The organism is Streptomyces sp. NPDC005551 (assembly GCF_042871785.1).
Taxonomy (GTDB): domain Bacteria; phylum Actinomycetota; class Actinomycetes; order Streptomycetales; family Streptomycetaceae; genus Streptomyces.
Genome location: NZ_JBIAJE010000005.1, coordinates 496,174 through 508,540, shown reverse-complemented (window position 1 = coordinate 508,540; position 12,367 = coordinate 496,174). Strand labels below are relative to the sequence as shown.

At 72.3% G+C, this 12,367-nt stretch carries 11 protein-coding genes; 3 read left to right on the top strand and 8 right to left on the bottom strand.

What is annotated here, in order from left to right; translation table 11 throughout:
* Window positions 1-66: 66 nt before the first annotated feature.
* From ACFYP4_RS17620 to ACFYP4_RS17610, 3 genes are all read left to right on the top strand, one after another.
* On the top strand, window positions 67-1,005 hold the full coding sequence (locus ACFYP4_RS17620) for an ATP-binding cassette domain-containing protein (protein ID WP_388786136.1): 939 nt from the start codon (window positions 67-69) through the stop codon (window positions 1,003-1,005).
* A gap of 2 nt (window positions 1,006-1,007) precedes the next feature.
* Window positions 1,008-1,730 carry an ABC transporter permease gene (locus ACFYP4_RS17615; protein WP_388786134.1) on the top strand — a complete coding sequence of 241 codons (723 nt, stop codon included), beginning with the start codon at window positions 1,008-1,010 and terminating at the stop codon, window positions 1,728-1,730.
* An 85-nt stretch (window positions 1,731-1,815) separates the two neighbouring features.
* Window positions 1,816-2,259 carry a hypothetical protein gene (locus ACFYP4_RS17610; RefSeq protein WP_388786132.1) on the top strand — a complete coding sequence of 148 codons (444 nt, stop codon included), beginning with the start codon at window positions 1,816-1,818 and terminating at the stop codon, window positions 2,257-2,259.
* Window positions 2,260-2,383: 124 nt separating this feature from the next.
* Here the strand turns inward: ACFYP4_RS17610 and mug are convergent, their stop codons facing one another.
* The 8 genes from mug to ACFYP4_RS17570 form a co-directional block, all read right to left on the bottom strand.
* Entirely contained in the window at window positions 2,384-2,935 is a 552-nt protein-coding gene (gene mug, locus ACFYP4_RS17605; RefSeq protein ID WP_358853798.1) for a G/U mismatch-specific DNA glycosylase, read from the bottom strand.
* Window positions 2,932-4,374 (bottom strand): adenylosuccinate lyase, encoded by a 1,443-nt coding sequence (gene purB / locus ACFYP4_RS17600; RefSeq protein ID WP_358853786.1) that lies wholly within the window; start codon window positions 4,372-4,374, stop codon window positions 2,932-2,934. The genes mug and purB overlap by 4 nt, the downstream gene beginning before the upstream one ends.
* Window positions 4,375-4,550: 176 nt before the next feature.
* On the bottom strand, window positions 4,551-5,333 hold the full coding sequence (locus ACFYP4_RS17595) for an SGNH/GDSL hydrolase family protein (protein ID WP_388786130.1): 783 nt from the start codon (window positions 5,331-5,333) through the stop codon (window positions 4,551-4,553).
* Window positions 5,334-5,634: 301 nt separating this feature from the next.
* On the bottom strand, window positions 5,635-6,648 hold the full coding sequence (locus tag ACFYP4_RS17590) for a hemolysin family protein (protein WP_358853784.1): 1,014 nt from the start codon (window positions 6,646-6,648) through the stop codon (window positions 5,635-5,637).
* Entirely contained in the window at window positions 6,645-7,985 is a 1,341-nt protein-coding gene (locus ACFYP4_RS17585) for a hemolysin family protein (RefSeq protein WP_358853783.1), read from the bottom strand. Before ACFYP4_RS17585 ends, ACFYP4_RS17590 begins: the two co-directional genes overlap by 4 nt.
* Before the next feature lie 170 nt (window positions 7,986-8,155).
* Entirely contained in the window at window positions 8,156-8,581 is a 426-nt protein-coding gene (locus tag ACFYP4_RS17580; RefSeq protein ID WP_388786127.1) for a GNAT family N-acetyltransferase, read from the bottom strand.
* Window positions 8,582-8,753: 172 nt separating this feature from the next.
* Window positions 8,754-11,321, bottom strand: a complete 2,568-nt coding sequence (locus ACFYP4_RS17575) for an ABC transporter permease (protein ID WP_388786125.1) — start codon at window positions 11,319-11,321, stop codon at window positions 8,754-8,756.
* A 7-nt stretch (window positions 11,322-11,328) separates the two neighbouring features.
* Window positions 11,329-12,231, bottom strand: a complete 903-nt coding sequence (locus ACFYP4_RS17570) for an ABC transporter ATP-binding protein (protein ID WP_388786123.1) — start codon at window positions 12,229-12,231, stop codon at window positions 11,329-11,331.
* Between the last annotated feature and the right edge of the window lie 136 nt (window positions 12,232-12,367).

Sequence of the window (12,367 nt, the reverse complement as noted above, 5' to 3'; positions counted from 1 at the left end):
GGGCGGGGGAGACGGTCCCCACCGGCGGGGGAGGACCGAGCGGGCCGAGAAGGCCACGCTGGCACCATGACCAGCATCGACGTGCAGGACCTCACCAAGGAGTACGGCACCGGGCGCGCCGTGGACCACCTCACCTTCCGAGTGCTCCCCGGCCGGGTCACCGGCTTCCTCGGGCCCAACGGCGCCGGGAAATCCACCACCATGCGGCTCGTGCTCGGCCTGGACCGGCCGACGTCCGGCACCGCCACGATCACGGGACGCGCCTACGCCTCGCTGCACCGGCCCCTGCGGCACGTCGGCGCCCTGCTCGACGCGCGGGCCCCGCACGGATCACGCACCGCGCGCGACCATCTGCGGGTGCTCGCCGCGAGCAACCGGATCCCCGGGCGACGCGTGGACGACGTACTGGAGGAGACGGGACTCTCCTCGGTCGCGCGGAGCCGGGTGCGCACCTACTCCCTGGGCATGCGCCAGCGGCTGGGTATCGCCGCCGCGCTCCTCGGGGACCCGCCCGTGCTGCTGCTCGACGAGCCGTCCAACGGGCTGGACCCCGAAGGGATCGTGTGGATCCGCGAGTTGCTGCGCCGGCTCGCCCGCGAGGGCCGCACCGTCCTGGTCTCCAGCCACCTGATGAACGAGACGGCGTCGTTCGCCGACCACCTGGTGGTCCTCGGCCGCGGGCGCCTGCTCGCCGACACCCCGCTGCGGGAGTTCGTCCACGCCCGCGTGCAGCCGCGCGTCCGGGTGCGCACCACGGACGGCCCGGCGCTGAGCGGCCTGCTCGCACGGCACGGCTACGAGGCCGTCGAGGGCGGGGACGGACGCTGGACCGTGCTGCACGCGCGCGTGGAGGACATCGGGCACCTCACATCGGGTGCCGGAGTGCCGGTCCTCGAACTGGCCTCGGAGGAGGCCACCTTGGAACAGGCCTACCTCGATCTCACCGGCGCGGCGACCGAGTTCACCGCCGTCCCGTCCCCGCCGTGCCGGTCCCTGGAGAACTGACCATGCCGTTCACCCCCGTACTCCGCGCGGAGTGGATCAAGATCCGTACACTGCGCTCGCTCCTCGGCGTGCTGCTCGCCGTCGTTCTCGTCACGGCCGCCTTCTCCGCGCTCGCCGGTCTGGACGACTCGGACAGCGCGTCCGACCCGCTGTTCTCGGCGCTGTTCGGCGTCAGCTTCGGGCAGATCGCGGCGATCGCCTTCGGCGCCCAGGCCGTCTCGGCCGAGTTCCGCGGCGGTGCGCTGCGGGTCTCGCTCACCGCGGTGCCGGACCGGCTGCGCTGGTTCGCGGCCAAGGCACTGGCGGTCGCCGTACCGGCGCTGGCAGCCGGGCTCGCCGCGGGAGGTGCGGGCCTGGCCGTGGGCAGCGCCGTTCTCGGGAACCGGTGGAGCGGCGTGACCTGGGGCGAGGGGCTGCGCGGCGTCGTCGGATGCGGCGGCTACCTGGCTCTCATGGCCCTGTTGGCGGCCGGACTCACCGCCGTGCTGCGCAGCGGGGTGGCGACGCTGAGCATCCTGATCCCGTTCCTGCTGATCGTCTCCTTCGTGATCGGCGGCATGTCGGGCGGTGCCGCGGACTATCTGCCGGACAGGGCGGGCCAGGTGGTGCTGCACGAGACCTGGGACGGTGCCCTCGGACCGTGGACCGGACTCGCCGTCACCGCCGCCTGGACGGCCGCCGCCCTGTGCGCGGGAGCGTGGAGCGTACGACGCCGGGACGCCTGACCTCGCGAGTCCGCTCCCGTCGGGGGCCCGCGCGCACCGGCTGACGGTCCGCCAATTGTCAGTGGTTGCGGGTTTACTGGACGGCATGACCATCGCGCGGCAACTCGCCACGATCGACCGGCTGTGCTCCGAGGCCTTCCCCGCGGAACCCGGCCGGTCCGACGTCGGCACCGGGGGACCGGGCTACCACCTGGCCGAGCTGGCCACGAGCGGCGACTTCTGGGAGGACGACGGCACGGGCCGGGAGGAGACGGAGGAGCAGTACGAGGCCGACCGGGACGGACTCACCGAGCGGCTCACCGGCCGGTGGGGGAGCCCGCAGCGCTTCTCACTGGCGAGCGTCCTGGAGCGGTCGGCCGACGGGGAGGAGATACCGGAGCCGTGGGGCACGCTGAGTGCGCACGTGCCGGACCTGCACCTCTGGAAGGAGGGCCGGCACGGCCGCTGGGTCGCGCTCGGGGTCTCCCAGTGGGACAAGGAACTCCCGTTCCAACTCATGGCCCTGGTCACGGACATAGACCCACCCTGACCCGCAGGCCGTAGGCCCTGACCCGCGGGCCGTGTTTCCTGGCGCGCGTGTGTGGCACGGGTTCCTGGCATGCGTGCCGTGGTTCCTGGCGAGCGGTGCGGCGGTGCGGGCGGCCCCGGGCTGCCTAGACGCCGGCGTCTGCCGTCTCCCGCAGGAGTGCGAACTCCTCCGCCATCGTCGCGGCCGTCCAATGGGCGTTCAGTCCGCTCGGGTTGGGCAGCACCCACACGCGGCTGTTCCCGATCGTCCGCTCCTGCGGCCCCACCTTCGCCTTGCGGTCGTCGAACGCGGCGCGGTACGCCGTGACGCCGACCACCGCCAGCCAGCGGGGGCGCAGCCGCTCCACCTTGGCGCCGAGCAGCCGGCCGCCCTCGCGGTACTCCTCGGCGGTCAGCTCGTCGGCCCGTGCCGTCGCCCTGGCCACCACGTTCGTGATGCCGAGCCCGTACGAGAGCAACTCGTCCTGCTCGGACGGCTTCAGCAACCGCGGCGTGAAGCCCGACAGGTGCAGCACGGGCCAGAAGCGGTTGCCGGGCCGGGCGAAGTGATGACCCGTGGCGGCCGTCATCAGGCCGGGGTTGATGCCGCAGAACAGGACGCGGAGGCCGTCCGCGACGACATCCGGCACCAGCCGGTCGCGAGCGGCCTCCAGCTCCGCCGGAGTGAACCGGGTCAGAGGATCGCCCCCGGCGTGTAGCCCGCGGCCTGCGGGTACCGCTTCACGATCTCCTCGATCCGGCCGACGACGACGGTCACCTGATCGGCGGCGGCCCCCGTGAAGGACAGCTTGTCGGCCATCAGCTCGTCGAGCCGCGCACGGTCCAGCGGGATGCGCTCGTCCGCGGCGAGCTTGTCGAGCAGCTCGTTGCGCTCGGCGCCCTGCTCGCGCATCGCGAGGGCGGAGGCGACGGCGTTCTCCTTGATGGCCTCGTGCGCGACCTCGCGGCCGACACCCGCCCGCACCGCGCCCATGAGGACCTTCGTGGTCGCGAGGAAGGGCAGGTAGCGGTCCAGCTCGCGGGCGACGACGGCCGGGAAGGCGCCGAACTCGTCGAGGACGGTCAGGAAGGTCTCCAGCAGGCCGTCCAGAGCGAAGAACGCGTCCGGCAGTGCGACCCGGCGCACGACCGAGCACGACACGTCGCCCTCGTTCCACTGGTCGCCCGCCAGCTCGCCCGTCATGGAGGCGTAGCCCCTCAGGATCACCATCAGGCCGTTGACGCGCTCGCAGGAGCGCGTGTTCATCTTGTGGGGCATCGCCGACGAGCCGACCTGGCCCGGCTTGAAGCCCTCGGTGACCAGCTCGTGCCCTGCCATCAGCCGGATCGTCTTGGCCAGCGAGGACGGGGCGGCGGCCAGCTGCACCAGCGCGGTCACCACCTCGTAGTCGAGGGAGCGCGGGTAGACCTGGCCGACGGAGGTGAAGGCCTGCGAGAAGCCGAGGTGCCCGGCGATGCGCTGCTCCAGGTCGGCGAGCTTCGAGGCGTCGCCGCCGAGCAGGTCGAGCATGTCCTGGGCCGTGCCGACCGGGCCCTTGATGCCCCGCAGCGGGTAGCGGGTGAGCAGTTCCTCGACCCGGGCGTGGGCGACGAGCAGTTCGTCGGCGGCGGTCGCGAAGCGCTTGCCGAGGGTCGTGGCCTGCGCGGCCACGTTGTGCGAGCGGCCGGCCATGACCAGCTCGCCGTACTCGCCCGCCAGCTTGCCGAGACGCGCCAGCACGGCCACCGTACGGTCGCGCACGAGTTCGAGCGAGAGCCGGATCTGGAGCTGCTCGACGTTCTCCGTGAGGTCCCGGGACGTCATGCCCTTGTGCACGTGCTCGTGCCCGGCGAGGTCGTTGAACTCCTCGATCCGCGCCTTGACGTCGTGCCGCGTGACCTTCTCGCGCTCCGCGATCGAGGCCAGGTCGACCTGGTCGAGCACGCGCTCGTAGTCGGCGAGGGCGGCGTCCGGCACCTCGATCCCGAGGTCCTTCTGGGCCCGGAGCACGGCGAGCCAGAGCTGACGCTCCAGCTTGACCTTCTGCTCGGGGGACCAGAGCGTGGCGAGCTCGGCGGAGGCGTAGCGTCCGGCGAGGACGTTCGGGATGCGGGGCTTTGCAGGCGCGGCAGTCACGTGTACGGATTCTACTGGCGATTCGTGCAGGCCAGCGCCGCGGGGTTCTTCGTCGGAAGCTACGAGTCCGTGGTGGGGCGGCGGGCACGGTGCCTCCCGTCCCGCCCGGGTCGGCCCCTCCCGGCCTGAGGTGTCCCGCCTATGCGTCCGGCCCCTCCCGGCCTGAGGTGTCCCGCCTACGCGTCCGGCCTCTCCCACGGCAGCAGGTCGGGCCGCTTGGCCGGCAGCCCGTCGCCGGACGAGCGGCCGGTCAGCCGGCGTCCGATCCACGGCAGCAGATGCTGACGGGCGAAACGGACGTCGGCCGTGCGGCGGGCGATCCAGCCGGGCGGCGGGGTGGGCGGTATCGGCGCGTGCCAGTCCGCGTCCTGCGGGTCGTAGCCGAGTGACTGCCAGACCGCCTCGGCGACCCGCTGGTGGCCCTCGGACGTGAGATGGAGCCGGTCCACGTGCCACATGCGGGGGTCGGAGAGCGAGGCGGCCCCGTACAGGTCGACGACGAGCGCGCCGTGCCGGGCCGCGAGGTCGTCGATGCAGGTGAACAGCTCCTCCATGCGCGGCCGGAACCGTTCGAGTACCGGGCCGTTGCGGCCGGGGCTGCGCATGAGCACGAGCTGTTTGCACGAGGGGGCGAGCCGTTCGACGGCCTCCTCCAGGAGCGCGCGGACCCGGCCCATGTCGCACTTGGGCCGCAGCGTGTCGTTGAGACCGCCGACCAGCGTGATGACGTCGGGTTCCATGGCGGAGGCCAGCGGCACCTGCTCGTCGACGATCTGCCGGATCAGCTTGCCGCGCACCGCGAGATTGGCGTACCGGAAGCCGGGCGTGTGGGCGGCCATCCGGGCGGCGAGGAGGTCCGCCCAGCCCCGGTACGAGCCGTCGGGCAGCACGTCCGACATGCCCTCGGTGAAGGAGTCGCCGACCGCGACAAGGCTGGAGTAGGTGGGATTCGTCTGCATGGCGAAAGCGATGGTAACGCGGCTCCATACCCGCCGGTCGGTCGCCCTGCCGCCACGGGCGGCCGACCGGCGGGGCCGGGCTGCCCGGCGGTACGGCGGGGGCGGGCCCGGGGGTACGGCGCCGGACACCGTGTCGCCCCGGGGCCGCCGCCCCACGCCAAGCGACGGCGTCACCGGGCGGCCCCGCAACCACCGATGCGCCGACCGGAGACCAGACGGGCCGACCGCACGTATCAGCGCACCCATGCGCCGGGCTCCGCCCGGGCGGGCACACCACCGGCGTACGCCGGTCCCGCACCGGCTACACGGGCTGTCCGAACAGCTCCCGCAGGACGTCCTCCATGGTCACCAGACCCGACAGGCGCCCGTCCTCGCCGAGTACCGCCGCCAGGTGCGTGCGGCTCCTGCGCATGGCCGTCAGGACATCGTCCAGCGGGGTGTCCTCACGGACCCGCGCGATGGGGCGCATGTCCCGGACCGCGAACGGCAGGTCGCGCGGCATCACGTCGAGCGCGTCCTTGACGTGCAGATAGGCGACGATCCGGCGGCCGTCGTCCACCACGGGGAAGCGGGAGAACCCGCTCTCGGCGGACAGCCGCTCCAACTGCTCGGCAGTGACGCCCACGCGCGCGTAGACCACGCTCTCCAGCGGAAGCACGACGTCCCGCACGGGTCGGCGGCCGAGTTCCAGGGCGTCGTGCAGCCGCTCCCTGGCCCGGTCGTCGATGAGGCCGGCCTCGCCGGAGTCCGCGACCAGACGGGCCAGCTCGTCGTCCGAGAACGTGGCCGTGACCTCGTCCTTGACCTCCACCCTGAGCAGCTTCAGAATCCCGTTCGCGAAGGCGTTCACCGCGAAGATCACCGGGCGAAGTCCCCGGGCCAGCGCGACGAGCGGCGGCCCGAGCAGCAGCGCGGTCCGTACCGGCTCCGCCAGCGCGACGTTCTTCGGCACCATCTCGCCGAGCAGCATGTGCAGGTAGGTCGCCACGGTGAGCGCGATGACGAACGACACCGCGTGCCCCGCGCCGGCGGGGACACCGACCGCGTGGAACACGGGCTCCAGCAGGTGCGCGATCGCCGGTTCGGCCACCACGCCGAGAACCAGCGTGCACAGAGTGATGCCCAGTTGCGCGGCCGCCAGCAGCGCGGACACGTGCTCCAGGCCCCACAGCACGCTGCGCGCCCGGCGGTCACCGTCCTCGGCGTGCGGCTCGATCTGGCTGCGGCGCACCGAGATCAGGGCGAACTCGCCGCCCACGAAGAACGCGTTCACCACGAGCGTGGCCAGGCCGATCAGCAGTTGTACGACGGTCATCGCGCCCCCTCCTTCTCCTCGGCACGGTGCCCGCCGTCCGGCGCGTGCAGCAGTACGCGGGCGGCGCGGCGCCCGGAGGCGTCCGTCACGTCGAGCAGCCAGCCGGCCACCTCGACGGTGTCGCCGACGGCCGGGATGCGGCCGATCTCGGCGGCGACGAGGCCGGCCAGCGTCTCGTAGGGCCCGTCCGGCACCCGCAGGCCGACCCGTGCGAGCTGGTCGGTGCGGGCCGACCCGTCGGCGGAGTACAGCGTGCGGCCGTCCGGGTCCGTGCCGGCCGGGGCCAGGTCGGGCGTCTCGTGCGGGTCGTGCTCGTCCCGCACCTCCCCGACGACCTCCTCGACGATGTCCTCGAGCGTGGCGACGCCCGCGGTACCGCCATACTCGTCGATGACGACGGCCATCGTGCGCTTGACTGCCAGCCGGTCCAGGAGCCGGTCGACGGTCAGCGACTCCGGTACGAAGAGGGGCTCGCGCGTGATGTGCGAGACGGACGTACGCGCCCGGTGGCCGGCGGGCACGGTCAGGACGTCCTTGATGTGCACCACACCGACCACCGAGTCGAGGTTCCCGCGGTACACGGGGAACCGGGACAGGCCCGTCGCCCGCGTCGCGTTCGCCACGTCCTCGCAGGTCGCCTGCATGTCCAGGGCGATGACCTGGACGCGCGGAGTCATCACGTTCTCCGCGGAGAGGTCGGCGAGGTTGAGCGTGCGGACGAAGAGTTCGGCGGTGTCCGGCTCCAGGGCGCCGGCCTTGGCGGAGTGACGGGCGAGCGCCACCAGCTCCTTGGGGCCGCGCGCGGAGGCCAGTTCCTCCGCCGGTTCGATGCCGAAACGGCGCACCAGGCGGTTCGCGGTGTTGTTCAGGTGGGTGATGAACGGGCGGAACGCGGCGCTGAACCAGCGCTGCGGGCTGGCCACCCGCCGGGCCACGGCGAGCGGCGACGAGATCGCCCAGTTCTTGGGCACCAGCTCGCCGACGACCATCAGGAAGACGGTCGACAGGGCCGTCCCGAGCACCAGGGCGACGGAGTGCGACGCCGACGCGGGCACGCCCGCGGCCTCCAGCGGGCCGGCGATCAGCTTGGCGATGGACGGTTCGGCGAGCATGCCGACGACCAGGTTGGTCACCGTGATGCCGAGCTGCGCGCCGGACAGCTGGAAGGTCAGGTTCCGTACGGCCTTGAGCGCACCGGCCGCGCCGCGCTCGCCGCGCTCGACGGCGCGCTCCAGCTCGCCGCGCTCGATCGTGGTGAGGGAGAACTCGGCCGCGACGAAGGCACCACAGGCCACGGAGAGCAGGATCGCCACCAGGAGAAGGAGCACTTCGGTCATTGGGTCACCTCCGTCCCATGGTCGGCCAGGGGCGGGGGGATCGCGCGATGTCGGAGACCGGGAGGACGGCAGTGCCGCTGACCGGGAGGTTCGCCCATGGGCGGACGCTCACACCTTTCCATGCGGGAGGACGGCTGATCTTACCAATAGTAAAGGATCGGCAAAGTGAATCACCGGGGCAGTGGTTTGACCCACCTGCGCCAGTGTTCCTCGGGCGTGTACCCCGCAGCGCGCCACGCATGATGCGCCGTCTCGTTCCGCTTCAGCACCATCGCGTCCCCGCGGCGTCCGCCGAGCCGCACGAACCGCTCCTCGGCGGCGGCCAGGAGCGCCGAGCCGATCCCGAGGCGCCGCCGTGACGGGTGCACCGCCAGCCGGTACAGATGGCAGCGCCAGCCGTCGAAGCCCGCGATGACCGTGCCGACCAGTTCCCCGTCCCGTTCCGCGAGGATCAGCGCCTCGGGGTCGCGGCGCACCAGCCCTTCCACGCCGTCCCGGTCGTCGCTGATGCTCGTGCCCTCGGCCGCCGTCGTCCAGAAGGCGAGCACGGTGTCCAGGTCGTCAGGCGTCGCGGCCCGTATCCGCAGATCAGTCATGCCGCGATCCCACCACGGGCCTTCGTGGGTGAAACGGGGATTCCACGATCCGGACGCGCGCTCGCGGAACGCTCACGCTCCCCTTCACCCGTACGCGACCGGCGCGCTCCCCTCCACTCGTACGCGACCGGCGCGCTCCCCTTCACCCGTCCGCGACCGGCTCGCCCCCCCCTCACTCGTGCGCGATGGCCGCCAGGACGTTCATGCGGGAGGCGCGCAGCGCGGGGAGCAGTGCGGCGACGATGCCCACGACCGCCGAGCCGACCACCACCGCGACGATGGTGGTCCAGGGGATCGCGAGCGCCGTCATGCCCTGGAGTGCGAGCACCTGCTGCACGCACAGCCCCCACAGGAGACCGAGCGCGAGTCCGAGCACCGCACCGAACACGGCGATCACCACCGACTCCAGGCGGATCATCCGGCGCAGCTGACGGCGGGCCAGGCCGATCGCGCGCAGCAGGCCGATCTCGCGGGTGCGTTCCACGACCGACAGGGCGAGGGTGTTGACGACGCCGAGCACGGCGATGACGATCGCGAGGCCGAGCAGCGCGTACACGAGGTAGAGGAGTACGGCGATCTGGTCGTGGATCAGCTTCTTGTAGTCGGCGAGGTCACGCACCTGGACCTGCGGATAGGGGTCGAGCGTCTTCTCCAGGCCGGAGCGCAGTTCGTCCGCGTCGGTGCCGGCCGCCGCGTTCACGTACAGCGCGGAGTCCTGGCCGTCGGGCACGTACTTCTGGATCGTCGCGAAGCCGAAGTACAGGCCGCCCCGCACGCCGAAGCCCTCGGCGGAGTCCTGGTCGGTGAAGGCGGCCGCCTGAAGTTCGGTTCCGCGCCCTCCCGGGAACTCGACGGGGATTCTGCTGCCGATCCGCACGCCGTGGTCCTTCGCGAACCCGGCGTCCATCGCGAGGTGGCCCTCGGCCAGGGCGGCCGCGGTGTCACCCCGGGCGTAGCTGACGTGGGCGACGTCGTCCAGCCGGGACTCGTAGGCCGCGGCGGTGGTCTCGACGCGTTCGCCGTCCGGCAGCCGCACCGCCACCGGCGTGAACCGCTGCCGTACGACGAGCCCGGCGCCGTCGGTGGCACGGACCTTCTCGGTGATCTCCTGCGGGAACGGCAGGAAGTTGCTGTTCTGCACGACGAAGTCGGCGCCCAGTGTGTTGTCGATCTGCTGGTCGAACGACTTGCTCATGGAGGCGCTTGCCACCGACATCCCGCCGACCAGGGCGAGACCCACCATCAGGGCGGCGGCCGTGGCCCCGGTGCGCCGGGGGTTGCGCAGCGCGTTGCGCTGGCTCATCCGGCCGACGGACCCGAACAGGGCGGGGAAGGCCGCGCCCAGCACCCGGATCACGGGCCGCACGAGCAGCGGGCCGGCGATCACGGTCGCGACGAGGGTGAGGACGACGCCGAGGGCCAGCAGGGACGCCGCCGACGAGGTCCTCGTCGCCGTCACGCAGCCCACGAGGGCGGCGGCACCCGCCACCCCGACGACCGTGCCGACGATCGCGCGCGTCCGCAGCGGCCGCCCCACCCCGGCGATCTCGGCGTCGGCCAGGGCCGCCATCGGTGAGACGCCCGCCGCGCGGCGGGCCGGGAGATAAGCGGCCAGGAAGGTGACGCCCACCCCGACGGCGTACGCCGAGACGGGAGTCGCCCACCCGATCACCATCTCGGTGGACTTCAGGTTCATGCCGAACACGCCCATGAGCTCGATCAGTCCGGCCGCCAGACCGATCCCGGCGGCGAGTCCGAGTGTCGAACCGGCCAGGCCGAGCAGCGCCGCCTCGGTCAGCACGGACCGCCGCACCTGCCGCCGGTCGGCTCCGAGAGCCCGCAACAGGCCGAGTTCGCGCGTACGTTGGGCGACGAGCATGGAGAACGTGTTGACGATCAGGAAGACCCCGACGAGAACCGCGATCCCGGCGAAGCCGAGCATCACGTACTTGATCACGTCGAGGAAGTCGCCGAGTCTGGCCGCCGCCGACTCGGCCTCCTCGTCGGCCGTCTGCAACTCGTAAGTGCCGGTGCCGAGTTCGGCGGCGATGCGCTGTTTGAGCGCGGCGTCGCCCACCCCCGGTGAGGCGATCACGGAGACGCTGGTGACCACGCCGGTCCGGCCGAGCAGTTCGGACTGCGCGGTGCGCGTGTCCAGATAGAGCAGTGCGGCCCCGGGGTTGGTGGTGGTGAAGGTGGCGATTCCGACGACCCGTACCTTGAACGACCCGGGCCGGGCGAGCACGGTCAGCGTGTCGCCGATCTGCACGTCCTTGTTCTGCGCGGTGTCCGCGTCGAGCAGCGCCTCCTTCGGACCCCGCGGCGCGTGCCCCGACGTCAGTTTCACCGGGCTGCGGTCGTTGACGAACCAGTCGTTGGCGATGGTGGGCGCGCCCGTGGTCGGTCCGACGGACTCGTTCTCGCTGTCGACGACGGTGATGTTCTGCACGGACACGTCGCCGTGCGTGCTCGCCACGCCGTCGACCTCCGCCACCCGGTCGGCGAGCGAGGCCGGCACGGTGGGGGTCGCTCCGGACGGGATCCGCGACTCGAGATCTTCCCTGGGGGAGACGGTCACGTCGGCCGACGTCGAGGCGAAGAGCCGGTCGAATGTGCGGGTGACGGTGTCCGAGAAGATCAGACTGCCCGCGACGAACGCGACGGACAGCACGACGGCCAGCGCCGAGAGCAGCAGCCGCCCCTTGTGTGCGAGAAAGCTCCGCAGAGTCGCCTTGAGCACGACCGCCTCAGTCCTTGTCGGGGGTCACGTCGGCAGAACCGCCGCCGGAAGGCCTGTCATGGTCGGCGGACTCCGCGCCTGAGTCGCGTCGCGCCGGCACCACGGGCGCGCCGCCCGTCCCGTCGGTGGAGCCGGTGCGAGCCGAGTCGAAGCGCTTCATGCGCTCCAGCACGGTCTCCGCGGTCGGCCGCGCCATCTCGTCCACGATCCGCCCGTCGCCCAGGAAGAGCACGAGGTCGGAGTGGGCGGCGGCGCCGGGATCGTGCGTGACCATGACGACCGTCTGCCCGAGGTCGTCCACCGCCTCGCGCAGGAACCCGAGCACCTCGAGTCCGGCGCGCGAGTCGAGATTGCCGGTCGGCTCGTCCGCGAAGATCAGCTCGGGGCGGGAGGCGAGCGCGCGGGCGCAGGCGACGCGCTGCTGCTGTCCGCCGGACAGCTGCGCGGGACGGTGTTTCAGCCGGTCGCGCAGACCCAGCGTGCCGATGACCCGGTCCAGCCACTGCTGGTCCGGCTTCCGCCCGGCGATGTCCATGGGCAGGGTGATGTTCTCGGCCGCGTTCAGCGTCGGGATCAGGTTGAACGACTGGAACATGAAGCCGATCCGGTCCCTGCGCAGGCGGGTCAGTTCGCGTTCCTTCAGGCCGGTGATCTCGGTGTCCCCGAGCCACACCTGACCGGCCGAGACGGTGTCGAGACCGGCCAGGCAGTGCATGAGCGTGGACTTTCCCGAACCCGAGGGGCCCATGACGGCGGTGAACCGGCCGCGCGCGATGTCCACGTCGACCGAGTCGAGAGCCAGCACGGTCGTCTCGCCGGAGCCGTACGCCTTGGTCAGTGCGCGGGCGCGGGCCGCGGTCCCGTCGGCGTCCGCCGGCCCGGCGGTACGCTCCGCTGCGGGTATGGACAAGGCCGCCTCCCGGGTCATCGACGTGCCGGCTCCTTCGTCCCGGCCGAGCTTAGGGTGACCGGGGGCACACCCGATATCCTCCCGAAGTGCCGGACGCCCTCCGCCCCAGGTCTGGCCCCCGACACTCGTGTAGGGG

Coding starts and splice junctions, on each gene's coding strand:
- ACFYP4_RS17620 (WP_388786136.1), top strand. CDS start 67: ATGACCAGCATCGACGTGCAGGACCTCACCAAGGAGTACGGCACCGGG.
- ACFYP4_RS17615 (WP_388786134.1), top strand. CDS start 1,008: ATGCCGTTCACCCCCGTACTCCGCGCGGAGTGGATCAAGATCCGTACA.
- ACFYP4_RS17610 (WP_388786132.1), top strand. CDS start 1,816: ATGACCATCGCGCGGCAACTCGCCACGATCGACCGGCTGTGCTCCGAG.
- ACFYP4_RS17595 (WP_388786130.1), bottom strand. CDS start 5,333: ATGCAGACGAATCCCACCTACTCCAGCCTTGTCGCGGTCGGCGACTCC.
- ACFYP4_RS17590 (WP_358853784.1), bottom strand. CDS start 6,648: ATGACCGTCGTACAACTGCTGATCGGCCTGGCCACGCTCGTGGTGAAC.
- ACFYP4_RS17585 (WP_358853783.1), bottom strand. CDS start 7,985: ATGACCGAAGTGCTCCTTCTCCTGGTGGCGATCCTGCTCTCCGTGGCC.
- ACFYP4_RS17580 (WP_388786127.1), bottom strand. CDS start 8,581: ATGACTGATCTGCGGATACGGGCCGCGACGCCTGACGACCTGGACACC.